Source organism: Tistrella mobilis, from assembly GCF_041468085.1.
Taxonomy (GTDB): Bacteria; Pseudomonadota; Alphaproteobacteria; order Tistrellales; family Tistrellaceae; genus Tistrella; species Tistrella mobilis_A.
This window is the reverse complement of the sequence record NZ_CP121017.1, coordinates 4,690,918-4,709,008: the sequence shown is the minus strand read 5'-3', so window position 1 is coordinate 4,709,008 and position 18,091 is coordinate 4,690,918. Positions and strand designations below refer to the sequence as shown.

Here is an 18,091-nt window from a genome sequence, read left to right as displayed (position 1 = left end):
TCACTGGCCCGGCAGGCGGACCGGGATGCCGGCTGCCGCCATGTGCAGCTTGGCCTCTGCGATGGTGTGCTGGCCGAAATGGAAGATCGAGGCGGCCAGCACCGCCGAGGCATGACCCTCGCGCACCCCGTCGACCAGATGGTCGAGCGTGCCGACACCGCCGCTCGCGATCACCGGCACCGGCACCGCATCGGCCATGGCCCGGGTCAGCGGCAGATCGAAGCCCGCCCGGGTGCCGTCACGGTCCATGGAGGTCACCAGCAGCTCGCCGGCGCCGTATTCCGCCATCCGGACCGCCCATTCCACCGCATCGATGCCGGTGGGCCTGCGGCCGCCATGAGTGAAGATCTCGAACCGGCCGCTGTCGCCCAGCTTGGCGTCGATCGCGACCACGATGCACTGGCTGCCGAACTTGCCGGCGGCTTCCGCGACCAGTTCGGGGCGGGCGACCGCGGCCGAGTTGATCGAGACCTTGTCGGCGCCGGCCAGCAGCAGGGCGCGGATATCCTCAAGCGCCCGTACGCCGCCGCCCACCGTCACCGGCATGAAGCAGTGTTCGGCCGTGCGGGCGACGACATCCAGGATGGTGCCGCGGTTCTCGTGCGAGGCGGTGATGTCGAGGAAGGTGAGTTCGTCGGCGCCGGCCGCATCGTAAAGCCGGGCCTGTTCGACCGGATCACCGGCATCGCGCAGCCCGACGAAGTTGACGCCCTTGACCACGCGGCCGTCCTTCACGTCCAGGCAGGGAATGATGCGGGTCTTCAGCATGGCCGGGTCCTCGGCAGGAAAGGGACGTCCGCTTGGGAAGAAGGCAGGGTCGGATCAGGCGCGGCCGGCAGCGACGGCCAGGGCCGCGGCGGGATCCAGCCGGCCGTCATAGAGCGCGCGGCCGGTAACGACACCGGCGACACCGCGGGATTCCACCGCCTTGATCGCGCGGATGTCGTCGATCGAGGCGACGCCGCCGCTGGCGATCACCGGGGTGGTCAGCCGCTCGGCCAGACGCGCGGTCTGTTCGGCATCATGGCCCTGAAGCGTGCCGTCGCGGCCGATATCGGTGTAGATGATCGCGGCGGCACCGGCATCCTCGAAGGCGAGGCCCAGATCCACCGCGCTCATGGTCGAGGTCTCGGCCCAGCCTTCGACCGCGACCATGCCGTCGCGGGCATCGATGCCCACCGCGACCTTGCCCGGAAACAGCCGGCAGGCCTCGCGCACCAGCGCCGGATCACGCACCGCGATCGTGCCCAGGATGACGCGGGCGAGACCCCGGGACAGCCAGTCCTCGACCGTGGCGAGATCGCGGATGCCGCCGCCCAGCTGCACCGGCAGATCCACCGCCTTCACGATCGCCTCCACCGCGGCCGCGTTCACCGGCCGGCCGGCGAAGGCGCCGTTCAGATCCACCACATGCAGCCATGCGAAGCCCTGATCGCGGAAACGGGCGGCCTGGGCGCCGGGATCGTCGGCGAAGACCGTGGCACGGTCCATGTCGCCCTGCACCAGGCGCACGCAGGCGCCGTCCTTCAGATCGATGGCGGGATAGATGATCACGGGGCTCTGGTCCTGTCGAAGTCGCGGAAGTCGCAAGGAAGGGATCTTTGACCGGTGCGGACCGGGCTGCTCATGCCCGGACCGCTCAGGGCCGCCAGCGCAGGAAGCCGGCGATCAGCCGCTGGCCCACCGCCTGGCTCTTTTCCGGGTGGAACTGGGTGCCGATCAGGTTGTCGCGGCCGACGATCGCGGTCACGCGGCCGCCGTAATCGGCGGTGGCGAGCAGATGCGCCGGATCATCGACGGTCATGGCGTAGGAGTGCACGAAATAGACATGCGCGCCGGGCTCCACCCCCTCCAGAACCGGATGGCGGCCCGGTTCGAAGTCGAGCGCATTCCAGCCCATATGGGGGATCTTGAGCGACGGATCCGACGGCGCCAGCGCCTCCACCCGGCCGCCGATCCAGTCGAGCCCCGGGGTGATGCGGTGCTCGAAGCCGCTGGTGGCGAGCAGCTGCATGCCGACGCAGATGCCGAAAAAGGGCGTGCCGCGGGTGGTGACCGCCTCGGTCAGCGCCTCGGCGAGGCCGTCGGCGCCATCCAGCCCGGCACGACAGTCGGCGAAGGCACCCTGGCCGGGCAGGACCAGCCGGTCGGCCGCCAGGATGCGGGCGGGATCGGCACTTACCAGCACCTCGGCGGCGATCCCGGCCTCGTCTGCGGCATGGGCGAAGGCCTTGGCGGCAGACCTGAGGTTGCCGGAGCCGTAATCGATGACGACGATGTTCATGGGTGCTTCCGGGTAGGGGCCAGACTTGGTCGTGGCCGGGTCAGACAGCCGGGCGGGGGACCGGCACAGAGGCCGTGGTCGCTTCCTGCGGGCGCGACCGGTCTGGTTTCGGGGCCCGGGCGCCGGGACCGTCAGGCCCTCAGGCGCCAAGGCCCCCGGCGTGGCCGAAGGCACCGGGAGCGGGACCCCGCCCTCCCTGGTCGTAGCCGCGCGCATCACGGCGGATGGCGGCGTCGCGATGCAGGATCGCGGCCTTATAGAGCGCCTCGTCCGCATCATCGGCGGCGATCGGGCCGATCTCGCGCCAGCCCAGACGGTCATAGCGCCGGCGGCGAAGGTCGTTGGCGACGACGCCGTAAATCGCCTGCACCGCCACGGTCGCGATGGTGACGGTGGCCTCTCCGGCGCCGAGCGCCCCCAGAATGCCTGCCAGCACCATGCCGCCGACCAGGATCACCGCCGCCGCCGCCCATTGCCGGTGCCAGAGCGCCCAGAGCACACCCAGCACGAAGGCCGCCCACGAAAAGCCTTCTGCGACGACGCGGGCGCGGTCGACCGGGCTGACCAGAGGGGGGACGTGAACCGAATAGATGCGCATGGGCTTCGGGATGAGGGAAGGGTGTGACGGACGGAAGAGGTCAGAGCGAGCCGCCGAGCACGCCCTTGGTCGAGGGCACCGAGCCGGCGGCACGCGGGTCGATCGAGATCGCCTGGCGCAACGCCCGGGCCAGACCCTTATAGCACGACTCGACGATGTGGTGATTGTTCTCGCCGTAGAGATTTTCCACGTGCAGCGTTACACCGGCCGCCTGGGCGAAGGCCTGGAACCACTCCTTGAAGAGTTCGGTATCCATCTCCCCCAGCTTGTCGCGGGTGAAATTCACCTTCCAGATCAGATAGGGCCGGTTGGAAAGGTCCAGCGCCACCCGGGTCAGGGTCTCGTCCATCGGGATATAGGCATGGGCGTAGCGGGTGATGCCGCGCCGGTCACCCAGCGCCTTGGCCACCGCCTCGCCGATGGCGATGCCGGTATCCTCGGTGGTGTGGTGGAAATCGATGTGCAGGTCGCCTTCGGCACGCACGGTGAGGTCGATCAGGCCATGGCGCGAAAGCTGCTCCAGCATGTGGTCGAGAAAGCCGATGCCGGTCTTCACGTCATAGCGGCCCTGGCCGTCGAGATCGACGGTCACGGAAATCTGCGTCTCACGGGTGTTGCGCGTGATCGTGGCGGTGCGCTGGCTCATCTCGTCTCCACTGGGGTCGTCGCCGCAGGTGCGGTGTAGATGTATGAAATTCCGCGGGAAAACCCAATTGAAATTCGTTGCGGTGCAAATTCACAGGCAGCCGCAGGGCGCGCTATGATGCGGGTGACCCGTCTGCGATGCGAGACCCGCTCTTGAACGACCCGCTGAAAAAACTGTCCTGGGACGATCTGCGCATCGTGAAGGTGATCGGGGAAGCCGGCAACCTGGCGGCGGCGGCCAGCCGGATCGGCATCAACACCTCCACCGCCTTCCGCCGCCTGGGCGAAATCGAGGCCGTGCTCGACCGGCCGCTGTTCGAACGCCGGCGCAGCGGCTATGTCGCAACCCCGGCGGGTGAAGAGCTGGTGGCGCTGGCCCAGCGGCTGGAGGTCGACATCGTCGCTGTCACCCGGCGGATCACCGGTCAGGACCAGGACGAGGCCGGCGAGATCCGGATCGCGACCAGCGATACCTTCGCCACCTGGCTGCTGCCGCCGGTGCTGGCCGGCTTCACCGCCCTGCATCCGGGGGCGCGGGTCGAGGTGGTGGTCGGCAACAGCGCGCTCAACCTCGCCCGCGGCGAAAGCGATGTCGCGATCCGGGCGACCGACGATCCGCCCGAAAATCTGGTCGGCCGGCGCGTGGCCCGGATCGCCTGGGCACCCTATCGCCAGCGCCGGGCCCATGACGAGGCGGGCGGTTGCGTGCCCGAGGATCTGGCCTGGACCGCCTATTGCGACGAACTGGTCGGGCTGAAGGCCAATCGCCATCTGCAGGCGCAGGTGCCGGCGGAACGGATCGTGTTCCGGACCAACACGGTGCAGGGCATGGCGGCCACGCTGGTCGCGGGGCTGGGGGCCGGCTGGCTGCCCTGCCTGGTGGGCGATGCCCTGCCCGATCTTGCCCGCCTCGCCCCTGCCGAGGACAGCCTGTCGGACGGGCTCTGGCTGCTGACCCATCCGGATCTGCGCAAATCCGGCCGGGTGCATGTCTTTCTGGAGTATTGCGCGGCAGCGCTGACGAAGCGCCGGCCGTTCATTGAAGGGCGTGGCATCGAAGGGCATGGCGGCAGCTAGCGGCGTTCCAGGATGGCCGCGATGCGGGCCATGGCGGCATCGATGCGGGCGGGGTCGACATCGGCGATGCCGAACAGCAGGCCCGGCCGTGGCGGGCCCAGATGGAAGCCCGACATCGGCTCAGGGCCGTAGCCTTCGGCGGCGAGCCGGCGGGCGGCGGCGGCATCGTCGGTGGCGGGGTCGCGGAACCAGCTGGCGAGCTGCAACCCGCCCTCCGCCGTGGGGCCGGTTGTCAGCAGATGGCCGAGGCGGGCCTCCAGCGCCGTCGTGACCGCGGCCCGGCGTTCGGCATAGGCCGGGATCATCCGTCTGAGATGGGCACGCAGCCTTCCGTCGCGCATGAAGCGGGCGAGGGCCGCCTGAACATGGCCCGAGACCGCGGCACCGCCCCGGCGATGGGCCTCTGCCAGCGTCGGCAGCAGGGCGGGCGGAGCGATCAGGTAGGCGACGCGAAGCCCCGGGGCCAGGGTTTTGGAGAAAGTGCCGAGATAGACCACCACCCCGGCCCGGTCGATGCCCTGCAGGGCGGCGATCGGCCGGCCGGCATAGTGGAATTCGCTGTCGTAATCGTCTTCCACCACCACGGCCCCCGATATGCGTGCCAGATCGAGCAGGGCCAGCCGGCGCGGCAGGGTCATGGTGACCCCGGTCGGATACTGGTGCGAGGGGGTGGTGTAGATCAGCCCGGGCGGCGGTGCCCCTGCGGCCGCGGCGACATCGATCCCCTGGGCATCGCAGGCGACCGGCACCAGCCGGGCACCTGCCGCCTGAAACACCGCACGCGCCGAGGCATAGCCCGGTTCCTCCATCCACACCGTGCCGCCCGGCGGCAGCAGCACCCGCGCAAGAAGATCGACGGCCGCCCGGGTGGAGGGCAGGACCAGCACACGTTCAGGGGTGGCCGAGACACCGCGCATCGCCGCGACATGGTCGACGATCGCCGCGCGCAGTTCCGGCAGGCCGGCGGTGCCGGCATAGCCCAGATCGGCGGCGCGGACCGATCGCGCCGCCGATCTGAGACAGGCCGCCCAGTCGGCATAGGGGAAGGATCCGAGATCGGGCACGCCCGGTGAGAAGCGGTGGCGTGGCGCGCCGGCCCCGGGTGCCGGTGCGATGGCGGCGGCGGCCGCCGGTGCCGTCGGGCGCGGCACCACTGCGGCCACCCGGGTGGCGGAGCCGGGGCGCCCCTCCAGATAGCCCTCGGCCTTCAGCCGGTCATAGGCATTGACCACGGTGGAGCGGGCGACACCCAGCGCCGCGGCGAGCGCGCGGCTGGGCGGCAGGCTTTGCGGCGCAGTCAGCCGGCCGTCGAGGATCCGGTCGCGGAGGCTGCGATAGATCTGCCCTTCCAGATCACCGGCCGCACGGTCCAGCGCCAGCCAGGCCGGAATCGCCGCCATTGCCCGCCCCCTTCACAATTGGTCTGCCTGATATCCTGGAAGTGGACGTTTACATCGGACCTGTCGACGGCGCAATTTTCAGAAACCGGATCATTCTGTGGAACGCTTGCGCCATGACCGCCACCGACCAGCCTGCCTCCCGTGATTTTTCCGGCGCCCGCGATCTGTCGACCTGGACGGGCGTGCCGCGCCCGGACCGGGCACCGATCGAAGGGCGCTATGCCCGGCTCGAACCGCTCGATGCCGACATCCATGCGGCGGCGCTGTTCGAGGCCTCGGCCGCTCCGGGAGCGGAGGCGCGCTTCCGCTATCTGTTCGAGGAACCACCCGTGGACGCGGCATCCTTTCAGGCCTGGGCAGAGGCGGCGCAGGCGAAGACCGATCCGCTGTTCTTTGCGGTGATCGACCGCGCGACCGGCCGTGCCGAAGGCCGCCAGGCCCTGATGCGGATCGACACCACCCATGGCGTGATCGAGATCGGCAGCATCCTGTGGGGACCGGCGATCGCGCGGAGCCGGGTTGCGACCGAGGCGCTGTTCCTGTTCGCCGATCTGATCTTCCGGATGGGCTATCGCCGCTTCGAATGGAAGTGCAATGCCGACAACGCCCCGTCCCGGCGGGCGGCCGAGCGCTTCGGCTTCAGTTTCGAGGGTATCTTCCGCCAGCACATGGTGGTGAAGGGCGCCAATCGCGACACGGCCTGGTTCGGCATGACCGATGGTGACTGGTCGCGGCTGAAGCCCGGCTATCTGGCCTGGCTCGACCCGGCAAATTTCGATGCGGAGGGCCGGCAGCGCACGCGGCTGAACGTTTCGTGACCACCGCTGCCAGGGCGGAGGGCCCGCGCACCGATCTTGCCGCCCGTGCCTCGATGCTGCTGGTGACGGTGGTCTGGGGCTTGAACTGGCCGGCCGGCCGGCTGGCGCTTCAGGATCTGTCGCCCTGGGCGCTGCGCGTGGTGTCGTTCGGCTGTGCCGCCGCGGTGCTGATGGCGGTGGCCCGCAGGCGTGGCGTCAGCCTGCGGATCGAGGGTCGCCGCCAGCGGCTGGATCTGGCCATCGCCGGCCTGCTCAACACCGGCGGCTTCGGCATCCTGGCGGCCTTCGCCCAGCTCGGCACCTCCACCAGCCGCACGGCGATCTGCGCCTATACGATGCCGATCTGGGCAACGGCCCTCGCCTGCCTGTTCCTGGGCGAGCGGCTGGACCGGCGGCGGATCGCAGCCCTTGTGCTCGGGATCGCCGGCCTCGCCGTGCTGATGCAGCCGCTGATGGCGGAAGGCCTGCCGCTGGGCGTGGTCTTTGCGCTCGGTTCCGCCGTCAGCTGGGCGGCGGGTACGGTCTGGCTCAAACGGGCAGGAATCCAGGGTCATCCGATTGCCATCGCCGCCTGGCAGCTGGTGGCGGGGACGGTGGCGGTGACGATCGGTTTCCTGCTCGACGGCGCCGAGACGGGTGACGGGTTGCATCTGCTGCCGGCGCTGGGTCTTGCCTACAACACCCTGATCGGCTCGGCCCTCGCCTATCTGCTCTGGTTTCAGGCGGTCGCCCGGCTGCCGGCCAGCGTTGCCGGCCTCGGCACCTTGCTGGTGCCGGCGGTGGGCGTCGTGGCCTCGGTTCTGCTGCTGGGCGAGCGGCCCGATGCCACCGATCTTGCCGGCTTTGCCCTCATCTCGCTCGCGGCCCTGGCCGCCCTTGCCCCTGCAACCCTCTTCTCACGCTTCCGTTCGAGGCCCTGACCCCATGACCGCCACCGATATCGTCATCCGGCCGCTCGGGCCGGCCGACCACGCCGCCTGGATGCCGCTCTGGCGCGGCTATCAGAGTTTCTATCAGACCGACATCCCCGACGAGGTCTCGGCCGTCACCTGGGCGCGGCTGCTGGATCCGACCGAACCCATGGGCGGGGCGCTCGCCTGGCAGGGCGATCGTGCGGTCGGGCTGGTGCATCACATCCGCCACCGCTCCTGCTGGACGACCGGCGATTATTGCTACCTCCAGGACCTGTTCGTCGCAGCCGACATCCGCGGCGGTGGCGTCGGGCGCCGGCTGATCGGGCATGTCTACGACATCGCCCACGCGGCCGGCTGCGCCCGCGTCTACTGGCTGACGCACGAGACCAACACCACCGCCATGCAGCTTTACGACAAGGTCGCGGACCGGTCGGGCTTCGTGCAGTACCGGAAGAGTCTTTGATTTTGGCCCTCGCCGGGCGGGCGCTGCCGCGCCCTTGGCCGCCGCCGCAATGGCGGCTTGCACCCGCACGGGTGTGCGGGTGCGGGGCTTGTCTCTGACGTCTGACCCTGTGGCCCTCGCCGGGCGGGCGCTGCCGCGCCCTTGGCCGCCGCCGCAATGGCGGCTTGCACCCGCACGGGTGTGCGGGTGCGGGGCTTGTCTCTGACGTCTGACCCTGTGACCCTCGCCGGGCGGGCGCTGCCGCGCCCTTGGCCGCCGCCGCAATGGCGGCTTGCACCCGCACGGGTGTGCGGGTGCGGGGCTTGTCTCTGACGTCTGATCCCGTAGCCCTCGCCGGGCGGGTGCGGCCTCTTCGGGAGGCTTCTGAACAGACGGCCCGTGCCTCGGATTTCGGGGGGCGGGCCGTTTGCGTTCGGGCATGCGGGAACACGGTTCAACGGCATTTCTGCAAGGATTGTCTTGCAGCATCGCAATTTGCAGTTCGGGCTTATCCGGCTATTCTGAAGACACGGAACAACGACGAGACAGACCCGAAGACGAAACAGAATTGGGTTACACTTCTTCCGGGACTGCCTCTCACAGAGAAATTTTCCGATCCCGATCGGCCGGGAATATGGCCGTGACTTCAGGGATCCCGGCCTCTCCGCTCAACGAAACATCACCGCGATCACGCCTCCGGCCGCAAAATCTTCACGGCCGCAACGGGACCGGTTTGCGCTTCTTCAGAGGGAAACGTGTCATGCCCAGCATCCTGACCCGCGACAATGTCGAGATCCACTACAAGGATTGGGGCCCGAAGGACGGCCCGGTGGTGATCCTCAGCCATGGCTGGCCGCTGAATGCGGACAGCTGGGACCGCCAGGCGATGTTCCTGGCCGATGCCGGCTACCGGGTCATCGCCCATGACCGCCGCGGCCATGGCCGGTCCAGCCAGCCCTGGGACGGCAACGATATGGACCACTATGCCGACGACCTTGCCCAGCTGATCCAGGCCCTGGACCTGCACGACGTGTCGCTCTTCGGCTTCTCGACCGGCGGTGGTGAAATCACCCGCTATGTCGGCCGTCACGGCACCGGCCGGGTTGCAAAGCTGGGCCTGATCTCGGCGGTGCCGCCGCTGATGCTCAAGACCGAGGCCAATCCCGGCGGCCTGCCGATCGAGGTCTTCGACGGGATCCGCGCCGGCAGCCTGGCCGACCGGTCGAAGCTCTACCAGGACATCGCCTCGGGCCCCTTCTTCGGCTTCAACCGCCCGGGCGTCACGCCCTCTCAGGGCATGATCGATGCCTTCTGGTTCCAGGGCATGACCGGCGGCCACAAGAACACCTTCGACTCGATCAAGGCCTTCTCGGAAACCGACTTCACCGAAGACCTGAAGAAGTTCGACCGGCCGACGCTCATCGTCCATGGCGATGACGACCAGATCGTGCCGATCGACGCCGCCGGCCGGGCCTCGAAGCGTCTGGTGCCCCATGCGGAGCTCAAGGTCTACGAAGGCGGCCCCCACGGCATCACCGACACCCATGCCGACCGCCTGAACCAGGACATGCTCGCCTTCCTGCAGAGCTGATCCCGCTCCTGTCTTTCCCACCCCCACCAACAGAAAAACTCAGGAGACGACGGTCATGTCGAACGCGAAGCTCGAAGTCCTCACCCCCCAGAACAGCCAGCTCATCTTCATCGACCAGCAGCCGCAGATGGCCTTCGGCGTGCAGTCCATCGACCGCCAGGTTCTGAAGAACAATGTCGTCGGCCTGGCCAAGGCGGCGAAGGTCTTCGGGGTGCCGACCACTATCACCTCGGTCGAGACGCTGGGCTTCTCGGGCCACACCTATCCGGAACTGCTCTCGGTCTTCCCCGAACAGCCGATCCTGGAACGGACCTCGATGAATTCCTGGGACGACCAGAAGGTCCGTGACGCGCTGGCCGCTGCCGGTCGCCGCAAGATCGTGGTCTCGGGGCTCTGGACCGAGGTCTGCAACACCACCTTCGCGCTTTCGGCGATGCTCGACGGCGGCTACGAGATCTACATGGTCGAGGATGCCTCGGGCGGCACCAGCAAGGCGGCTCACGACTATGCCATGCAGCGGCTGATCCAGGCCGGTGTGGTGCCGGTGACCTGGCAGCAGGTCCTGCTGGAATGGCAGCGCGATTGGGCCCGCAAGGAGACCTATGACGCGGTCATCTCGATCGTGAAGGAGCATTCCGGTGCCTATGGCATGGGCGTCGACTACGCCTACACCATGGTCCATGGCGCGCCTGAGCGGGTGACCCACGGCCCCACCCTCGATCCGGTGCCGGCGACCCATGTCCCCGCCACCCCCTTCAAGCCGGCGTGACGCCCCCCTCGCCCGACGCCGCCTGATCCACCCCGGGCCGGCCGGAGCCTCCAGGCCCCGGCCGGCCCGTCTTCTTTCCGAAGGGAGACCGAGCCCATGGCCACCACCCGGACCGACCCATCCGATGCCTCCCCCGGATCGGGCGCCGCCGGATCGGCCGCCCCCGGTGCCTGGGCGCCGCTGCGCAACCGGGTGTTCCTCGCCATCTGGCTGGCGGCGCTGGTCTCCAACACCGGCACCTGGGTGCGCGATGTCGCCTCGGGCTGGCTGATGACCGACCTCTCGCCCTCGCCGCTGCTGGTCTCGCTGGTTCAGGCCGCCACCACCCTGCCGGTCTTCCTGCTCTCGGTCCCGGCGGGTGCGCTCGCCGACATCGTCGACCGGCGACGGCTGCTCATCACGGTGCAGTCGGGCCTGCTGGTGGTCGGTGCCGCGCTGACCCTCTCGGCCCATCTGGGGCTGATGTCGCCGGGGCTGCTGCTGGTGCTGATCCTGGTGGCCGGCGCCGGCGCCGCCCTGTCGGGCCCCGCCTTTCAGGCGATCGTGCCCGAGGTGGTCGGCCGCGGCGAACTGCGCTCTGCCGTCGCCCTGAACTCTTTGGGGCTCAACATCTCGCGGGCGATCGGCCCGGCGCTGGGCGGGTTGATCGTCGCCACCGCCGGCGTTGCCGCCGCCTATCTGTTCGATGCCATCTCTTATCTGGCGGTGGTCGGGGTGTTCCTGCTCTGGCGGCGCCCGGCCCGGACATCGGACCTGCCGCCCGAAAGCTTTCTGCCGGCAATGCGGGCGGGGCTGCGCTATGCCGCGGGCTCCCGCGCGCTCGGCCGGGTGCTGCTCCGGGCCGGCGGCTTCTTCCTCTTCGCCTCGGCCTATTGGGCGCTGCTGCCGCTGATCGCCCGGGAGCGGCTGATGGTCGATGCCGCGGGCTATGGCGTGCTGCTGGCCGCAATCGGCGCCGGTGCGGTGGCGGGTGCTGTCGCCCTGCCCAAGCTGAAACTGCCGGGCCATGTTCTGGTTCCGGGCGGTACGCTGGTGACTGCGCTGGTCACCCTTGTCCTGGCGCTGGTTCAGGATCGCTGGGCGGCGACCGGCGCGCTGGCGGTGGCGGGTGCCGCCTGGATCGCGGTGCTGACCACGCTCAACGTCGCGGCCCAGTCCACCCTGCCCGACTGGGTGCGGGCCCGCGGTCTTGCGGTCTATCTGATGGTGTTCTTCGGCGCCATGACCGCCGGCTCCACGGTCTGGGGCCTGGTTGCCCAGAGCGCCGGGATCGAGGTGGCGCTGGTCATCGCCGCCATCGGTGGCAGCCTTGCCGGCCTTGCCCTCGCCCGGCTGGTGAAGCTGCCAGCGGGCACCGACGATCTAACCCCCTCGCGCCACTGGCCGGATCCGGTCTCGGCGGCGCCGGTTCCGGGCGATCGCGGCCCGGTGCTGGTCAGCATCGCCTACCGGATCGATCCGGCCGATCGCCGCGCCTTCCTCGAAGCGGTCCACGAACTCGCCCGCATCCGCCGCCGCGACGGTGCTTTCGGCTGGCGGGTGCTGGAAGATGCGGAAGATCCGACCCGTTTCGAAGAGATCTTCTTCGCCGCCTCGTGGCTGGAACATCTGCGCCATCACCGCCGGGTCACCCGTGCCGATGCCGACCTTCAGGCCGGGGTGAACCGGTTCCACAAGGGCGACACTCCACCTGCGGTGCGGCATCTGGTGGGGGCGGATTCCCGCGACGAGCCCCTGCCCGCCATGGGCCATGACCATCACGACTGACGCCTCCCGGGCGGTTGCTCTTGACCGCCCGGCCGATCTCGACCACATGAGCGGGCATTCCGGCGGTGATCGATCCCGCCGGCCTCCCATCGAGGACAGGCTCTGCAGACGATGAGCAACGGCGAGACGACGACGACATGGCACGGCACCACGATCCTCTCGGTGCGCAGGGGCGGCCGGGTGGTGATCGCGGGTGACGGGCAGGTGTCGCTCGGTCAGACGGTGATGAAGGCCAATGCCCGCAAGGTGCGGCGCATCGGCGACGGCAGCGTGATCGTGGGCTTCGCAGGCGCCACGGCGGATGCCTTCACGCTGGTCGAGCGGCTGGAAGCGAAGCTCGAACGGCACCCGAAGCAGCTGGCGCGTGCCTGCGTGGAACTGGCCAAGGACTGGCGCACCGACCGCTATCTGCGCCGGCTGGAGGCGATGATGGCCGTGGCCGATGCCAAAGTCTCGCTGGTGCTGACCGGCAATGGCGACGTGCTGGAGCCGCAGGACGGCATCATCGGCATCGGCTCCGGCGGCACCTATGCCCTGGCCGCCGCCCGGGCGCTGGCCGATATCGAAGGTCTGGACGCCGAGACCATCGCCCGCAAGTCGATGAAGGTTGCGGCCGACATCTGCGTCTACACCAACCACGAAGTCGTCGTCGAGACGCTGGAGACCGCGTGATGGACACCCCCGCCTTTACCCCGCGCGAGATCGTCTCGGAACTCGACCGCTATATCGTCGGCCAGGGCCAGGCCAAGCGGGCCGTGGCCGTGGCGCTGCGTAACCGCTGGCGCCGCCAGCAGCTGCCGGAAGGTCTGCGCGAGGAGGTTCTGCCCAAGAACATCCTGATGATCGGCCCGACCGGTGTCGGCAAGACCGAAATCGCCCGCCGGCTGGCCAAGCTCGCCAACGCGCCCTTCCTGAAGGTCGAGGCGACCAAGTTCACCGAGGTCGGCTATGTCGGCCGCGATGTCGAACAGATCGTCCGCGATCTGGTCGAGGTGGCGCTGGTCCAGGTGCGCGAGCAGCGCCGGCGCGATGTCCGCGCCCGGGCCGAACTCGGCGCCGAAGAGCGGCTGCTGAACGCGCTGGTCGGCGAGAACGCCAATGCCGACACCCGGCAGAAATTCCGCAAGATGCTGCGCGAAGGCACGCTCGACGATCGCGAGATCGAGATCGAGGTCGCCGAGGCCTCGGTCGCGGCGCCGGCCTTCGAGGTGCCCGGCATGCCGCCCGGCCAGATGGGCATGGTCAACCTGTCGGACATGATGTCGAAGATGTTCGGCGGCCGTCAGGCACGACGCAAGCTGGCGGTGAAGCGGGCCATGGAGCTGCTGCTGACCGAAGAGAGCGACAAGCTGCTCGACCAGGAAGACATCACCCGCACCGCGCTGGCCCAGGTTGAGCAGAATGGCATCGTCTTCCTGGACGAGATCGACAAGATCTGCGCCCGCGAAGGCCGCAGCGGGGCCGATGTCAGCCGCGAAGGCGTGCAGCGCGACCTGCTGCCGCTGATCGAGGGCACCTCGGTCGCCACCAAGCACGGCGCGGTCAAGACCGACCATATCCTGTTCATCGCCTCGGGCGCTTTCCATGTCGCCAAGCCCTCGGACCTTCTGCCCGAACTTCAGGGCCGTCTGCCGATCCGGGTGGAGCTGGAAGCGCTGTCGCGCGACGATCTGGTCCGGATCCTGACCGAGCCCGAGGCGAGCCTGGTGCGCCAGTATGCCGCCCTGCTCGGCACCGAAGGCGTCACGCTCGACTTCCAGGCCGATGGCATCGCCGCCATCGCCGACATCGCCGCCGAGATCAATCGCGGTGTCGAGAATATCGGGGCCCGCCGGCTGCATACGGTGATGGAACGGCTGCTCGACGAGGTGAGCTTCGGCGCAACCGACCATTCCGGCCAGACGGTCGCGATCGACGCGGCCTATGTCGAGAAGCAGCTGGGCGGCATCTCGCGCGATGCCGATCTGTCGAAGTTCATCCTCTGATACCAGGGATGGCGCCGGTCGCAACCGGCGGGTAATATTCTGGATCCAAACGGCGCCCGCATCGAAAGGATCGATGCGGGTGCTGTCATATAACTGTCATATTTTTGCAGAACTTCCGTCGCGATCCGCTACCATTCTCTGGCTCACCGGCACTCCCCCGGCGTTGCCGCCGTCTTCAGGCTGCAGACAAGAACAGGATCGCATCCGCATGCACCGTCGCACGCTTAAAGCTGCCGTGGTCGCCGCCTTCGCGGTGTTCGGCGCAGTCATGGCGGCCGAGGCCGCCCCCCGCGATACCCTCGTGATCGGCATCCAGCAGGAGCCGACCTCGCTGGATCCGACGTCGGACGCCACCGCGTCGATCGACACCATCCTGACCCGGAGCGTGTTCGAGACGCTGACCACTGCCGATCAGACCGGCACGGTGCAGCCGCTGCTGGCGAAGTCGTGGGACGTATCGCCGGACGGCACGGTCTATACCTTCAAGCTGAATGAAGGTGTGACCTTCACCGACGGCAAGCCTCTCGATTCCTCTACCGTCAAATTCGCCTTCGAACGGGCGATGGCGCCGGACAGCACCAATCCCAGCAAGACGATCTTCGCGCTGATCACCGGTATCGAGACCCCGGATGCCACCACCGTGGTCATCCGGCTGAAGGAGCCGGACGCCTATTTCCTCGCCAATCTGGCGATGGGCGATGCGGCGATCGTGCATCCCGACACGGCCGCCAGCAACAAGACCACCCCGGTCGGCTCCGGCCCCTACAAGGTGAAGGAATGGGTGCGCGGCGATCGCGTGGTGCTGGAGCGCAACGACGCCAACCGGCTGGCGGCGAATGCGAAGCTGCGCGAGGTGAGCTTCCGGGTGATCCCCGATCCCAACACCGCCGCGGCGGCCCTGTTCTCGGGCGACATCAACGCCTTCCCGGTGATCCCGGCGCCCGAGACGCTGGAGCAGTTCAAGCAGGACAAGCGCTTCGTCGTTGTCTCGGGCACGACCGAGGGCGAGGTCATCCTGGCGATGAACAACGCCAAGCCGCCCTTCAACGACATCCGCGTGCGCCGGGCGATCAGCCATCTGCTCGACCGCCAGGAGATCGTCGACGGGGCCATGTCGGGCTACGGCACCCCGATCGGCAGCCATTTCCCGCCCCACAACCCGGCCTATGTCGACCTGACCGGCCGCTATCCCCATGACGTCGCCAAGGCCAGGGAACTGCTGGCCGAGGCCGGCTTCCCGAACGGCTTCGAGACCACCCTGCAGCTGCCGCCGCCGCCCTATGCCCGTCGTTCTGGCGAGATCATCCGCGAACAGCTGGCCGCCGGCGGCATCCGCGTCCAGCTGGCGAACGTGGAATTCCCGTTCTGGCTGTCGGAGGTCTACAAGAAGAAGCTCTACGACATGACGATCATCGCGCATGTCTCGCCGCGCGACCTGTCGAACTACATCAAGGGCACGGAGTACTTCTACGGCTATGACAGCCCCGAATTCCGCGCGATGTACGACGACTTCCGCAAAACGGTCGATCCGCAGCAGCAGATCGAAAAGCTGAAGGGCCTGCAGACCAAACTGGCCGATGATGCCGTGCACGGCTTCCTGTTCCAGCTGGCCCAGGCCGGCGTCTACGACGCGAAGCTGCGCGGCTACTGGAAGAACGCGCCGGAGCTGATCACCCCGCTGACCGACATGTATTGGGCGGATTGAGGACATTCCTCGAATCCCTGCCGGACGGGCGTTCTGCGTCCCGTCCGGCGGCCCTGCCGGATCAGGCCGGATCGATGTCGACCATCACCGGCACATGGTCGGAGGGCTGTTCCCAGCCGCGGGCCTCTTTCAGGACCAGGGCGCCGCGCACCCGGGGGGCCAGGGTCGCATCGGTCCAGATGTGGTCGAGCCGGCGGCCGCGGTCGGCGGCGGCCCAGTCGCGGGCGCGGTAGGACCACCAGGAATAGAGCTTCTGTTCGGGCGGGATGACCTGGCGGACCACGTCGACCCAGGCGCCGGCGGCCTGGACGGCGTCCAGCTTCTCGACCTCGACAGGCGTGTGGCTGACCACTTTCAGCAGCTGCTTGTGGCTCCAGACATCGGTTTCCAGCGGCGCGATATTGAGATCGCCGACCATGATCCGCGGCGCGGTGCTGGCGGCGATTTCAGGCCCCCAGGCAGTGAGATCGTCCAGGAAACGCAGCTTGTGGGCGAATTTGGGGTTGGCCTCGGGGTCGGGTACATCGCCACCGGCCGGCACGTAAAAATTGTGCACGACCATACCGTCGGGCAGGCGGGCCGAGATGTGGCGGGCATCCTCGACGCCACCCCAGAACCGGTGGCCGGCGGGCTCGATCGGTCGCTTCGACAGGATGGCGACGCCGTTATAGCCCTTGTCGCCGCGGAACGAGACATGCGCGAAGCCCAGCGCCTTCACGGCCTCCAGCGGGAAGTTGGCATCGTCGACCTTGGTCTCCTGCAGGCAGACCACGTCGGGGCGGGTCTCCTCGACCACCCGGCCCAGCAGCGGCATGCGCAGCCGCAGCGAATTGATATTCCAGGTGATCAGGCGCAGGCGGTCGGTCATCGGCGGGGTCTCCGGCAAGGACGGGTCGCCGATCTTCGCGGACCCGGCTGCCGGAAACAAGCCCGGCAGCCGGCGATCCGGAGTTATGCCGCCCTGAAGGCGGCGGGTGACTGGCCGGTCATGGCCTTGAAGGCGCGGGTGAAGGCACTGGTTTCGCTATAGCCCAGATGCAGTGCGATCTGGGTGACCGGCATGCGGGTTCCGGTCAGCATGGCCCGGGCAAGGCGCAGCCGGACCCGGTTGCGGAGATCGGCGAAGGCCACACCCACGGCATCGAGCTTGCGTTGCAGGGTGCGCGGGCTCATGCCCAGATCGGCGGCGAGGTACGGCAGTTCGATCGGCGTGCCGCGATGCAGCGCCTCGACCATCCAGGCCTCGATGCCGGCGGTGAAATCGATGCGGGCGGTGTGCCGGGCCATCCGGCGGGCAAGATCGTCTTCCACCCGCCGGCAGCGGCCGGGATCGGCGGTCGGGATTGCGGCATCCAGCCAGTGGGCGGGAAAGAGCAGCGCGTTCTCCCGCGCACCGAAGCGGACCGGGCAGTCGAAATGGTGGCGATAGTCGGGCGCATCGCCCTGGGGCTGATGGCGGAACTCCACCCGGCTTGCCCGGAAGCGCGGCCCGGCCAGCCAGGCCACCACATGATGTTGCAGCGCCAGGGTGAAATTGGCGTCCTGAACCCGTTCATGCACCGTCGGATCCTCGATCTCGTAGGACAGCCGGGCAAGATCGCCCGCAACCTCAAGCCGGACCCGGGTGTTGTCCTGGGCGGTGGGCAGATAGCGGCAGAACTTTTCCAGCGCGCCGCCGACGGTCAGATCGCAGTGGAAAACCTCTCCCACCCCACCCAGCCGGCGGATGTCGAAGACCCGGCCGTAATCGAGCCCGAAGGTGGTGGAGCCGGTATCGGCGGCTGCGGCTTCCAGCGTCGCGGTGAAACTGGCGAGCGGCAGAACCTCGGTGTCGCCCGGATCGGCCGGCAGGCCGATCCGGGCATAGACCTCTTCGGGCCTGCCGCCTTTCGACCTGATGATCGAGGTCAGTCCGTCAATGGCGCCCGAGGTGATGGTGCCGAAGTGATGGGGCGAGATCATGGGCCGGACTCTCGTTTTATTCGGAGTCGGGGGCCATCTCGTCTTGCAAAATACGTACCGTTATTTCGAGAGGCGAGAGAACGGCCCGAACTGCGGGATAAAACCGCCGGGCGGGGCCGATTCTCCGGACTTAT

18 protein-coding genes are annotated in these 18,091 nt (G+C 68.5%); 10 read left to right on the top strand and 8 right to left on the bottom strand.

Annotated features, from left to right (window positions below; translation table 11 throughout):
• The 5 genes from hisF to hisB form a co-directional block, all read right to left on the bottom strand.
• The gene (hisF, locus tag P7L68_RS26840) at nucleotides 1-768 is read right to left on the bottom strand and encodes an imidazole glycerol phosphate synthase subunit HisF (protein ID WP_372002897.1); all 768 of its coding nucleotides are present in this window, start codon (nucleotides 766-768) and stop codon (nucleotides 1-3) included.
• A gap of 54 nt (nucleotides 769-822) precedes the next feature.
• Entirely contained in the window at nucleotides 823-1,554 is a 732-nt protein-coding gene (gene hisA / locus P7L68_RS26835) for a 1-(5-phosphoribosyl)-5-[(5-phosphoribosylamino)methylideneamino]imidazole-4-carboxamide isomerase (protein ID WP_372002895.1), read from the bottom strand.
• 85 nt (nucleotides 1,555-1,639) lie between these two features.
• A complete protein-coding gene (hisH, locus tag P7L68_RS26830) occupies nucleotides 1,640-2,284 on the bottom strand; it encodes an imidazole glycerol phosphate synthase subunit HisH (RefSeq protein ID WP_372002893.1) in 645 nt (214 codons plus the stop codon).
• 139 nt (nucleotides 2,285-2,423) lie between these two features.
• The gene (locus P7L68_RS26825) at nucleotides 2,424-2,882 is read right to left on the bottom strand and encodes a DUF2628 domain-containing protein (RefSeq protein WP_372002891.1); all 459 of its coding nucleotides are present in this window, start codon (nucleotides 2,880-2,882) and stop codon (nucleotides 2,424-2,426) included.
• Nucleotides 2,883-2,922: 40 nt separating this feature from the next.
• Nucleotides 2,923-3,528, bottom strand: coding sequence for an imidazoleglycerol-phosphate dehydratase HisB (gene hisB, locus P7L68_RS26820; RefSeq protein WP_372002889.1), 606 nt, complete (start codon nucleotides 3,526-3,528; stop codon nucleotides 2,923-2,925).
• Nucleotides 3,529-3,665: 137 nt separating this feature from the next.
• Between hisB and P7L68_RS26815 the strand changes: the two genes are divergently transcribed.
• A complete protein-coding gene (locus P7L68_RS26815; RefSeq protein WP_372002887.1) occupies nucleotides 3,666-4,604 on the top strand; it encodes a LysR family transcriptional regulator in 939 nt (312 codons plus the stop codon).
• Here the strand turns inward: P7L68_RS26815 and P7L68_RS26810 are convergent.
• Entirely contained in the window at nucleotides 4,601-6,004 is a 1,404-nt protein-coding gene (locus P7L68_RS26810) for a PLP-dependent aminotransferase family protein (protein ID WP_372002885.1), read from the bottom strand. The two genes, P7L68_RS26815 and P7L68_RS26810, sit on opposite strands and share 4 nt — an antisense overlap.
• Nucleotides 6,005-6,117: 113 nt before the next feature.
• Between P7L68_RS26810 and P7L68_RS26805 the strand changes: the two genes are divergently transcribed.
• The 9 genes from P7L68_RS26805 to P7L68_RS26765 all read left to right on the top strand — a co-directional run bounded on the left by P7L68_RS26805 (nucleotide 6,118) and on the right by P7L68_RS26765 (nucleotide 15,995).
• Nucleotides 6,118-6,822 carry a GNAT family N-acetyltransferase gene (locus P7L68_RS26805; protein WP_372002883.1) on the top strand — a complete coding sequence of 235 codons (705 nt, stop codon included), beginning with the start codon at nucleotides 6,118-6,120 and terminating at the stop codon, nucleotides 6,820-6,822.
• A complete protein-coding gene (locus tag P7L68_RS26800; RefSeq protein WP_372002881.1) occupies nucleotides 6,819-7,742 on the top strand; it encodes a DMT family transporter in 924 nt (307 codons plus the stop codon). The genes P7L68_RS26805 and P7L68_RS26800 overlap by 4 nt, the downstream gene beginning before the upstream one ends.
• Nucleotides 7,743-7,746: 4 nt before the next feature.
• Entirely contained in the window at nucleotides 7,747-8,199 is a 453-nt protein-coding gene (locus tag P7L68_RS26795; protein ID WP_372002879.1) for an N-acetyltransferase family protein, read from the top strand.
• 739 nt (nucleotides 8,200-8,938) lie between these two features.
• Nucleotides 8,939-9,769 (top strand): alpha/beta fold hydrolase, encoded by an 831-nt coding sequence (locus P7L68_RS26790; protein WP_372002877.1) that lies wholly within the window; start codon nucleotides 8,939-8,941, stop codon nucleotides 9,767-9,769.
• Nucleotides 9,770-9,824: 55 nt separating this feature from the next.
• Nucleotides 9,825-10,538, top strand: a complete 714-nt coding sequence (locus tag P7L68_RS26785) for a hydrolase (protein ID WP_014746866.1) — start codon at nucleotides 9,825-9,827, stop codon at nucleotides 10,536-10,538.
• A 96-nt stretch (nucleotides 10,539-10,634) separates the two neighbouring features.
• The gene (locus P7L68_RS26780) at nucleotides 10,635-12,305 is read left to right on the top strand and encodes an MFS transporter (protein ID WP_372002874.1); all 1,671 of its coding nucleotides are present in this window, start codon (nucleotides 10,635-10,637) and stop codon (nucleotides 12,303-12,305) included.
• A gap of 111 nt (nucleotides 12,306-12,416) precedes the next feature.
• Nucleotides 12,417-12,977 carry an ATP-dependent protease subunit HslV gene (hslV, locus tag P7L68_RS26775; RefSeq protein WP_372002872.1) on the top strand — a complete coding sequence of 187 codons (561 nt, stop codon included), beginning with the start codon at nucleotides 12,417-12,419 and terminating at the stop codon, nucleotides 12,975-12,977.
• A complete protein-coding gene (gene hslU / locus P7L68_RS26770; RefSeq protein ID WP_372002870.1) occupies nucleotides 12,977-14,290 on the top strand; it encodes an ATP-dependent protease ATPase subunit HslU in 1,314 nt (437 codons plus the stop codon). Before hslV ends, hslU begins: the two co-directional genes overlap by 1 nt.
• 208 nt (nucleotides 14,291-14,498) lie before the next feature.
• A complete protein-coding gene (locus P7L68_RS26765; RefSeq protein ID WP_372002868.1) occupies nucleotides 14,499-15,995 on the top strand; it encodes an ABC transporter substrate-binding protein in 1,497 nt (498 codons plus the stop codon).
• Between the two features lie 61 nt (nucleotides 15,996-16,056).
• Here the strand turns inward: P7L68_RS26765 and xth are convergent, their stop codons facing one another.
• Together xth and P7L68_RS26755 are read right to left on the bottom strand one after the other, a co-directional pair.
• Nucleotides 16,057-16,863 (bottom strand): exodeoxyribonuclease III, encoded by an 807-nt coding sequence (xth, locus tag P7L68_RS26760; protein WP_372002866.1) that lies wholly within the window; start codon nucleotides 16,861-16,863, stop codon nucleotides 16,057-16,059.
• Between the two features lie 83 nt (nucleotides 16,864-16,946).
• Nucleotides 16,947-17,957, bottom strand: a complete 1,011-nt coding sequence (locus P7L68_RS26755) for an AraC family transcriptional regulator (RefSeq protein WP_372002864.1) — start codon at nucleotides 17,955-17,957, stop codon at nucleotides 16,947-16,949.
• Between the last annotated feature and the right edge of the window lie 134 nt (nucleotides 17,958-18,091).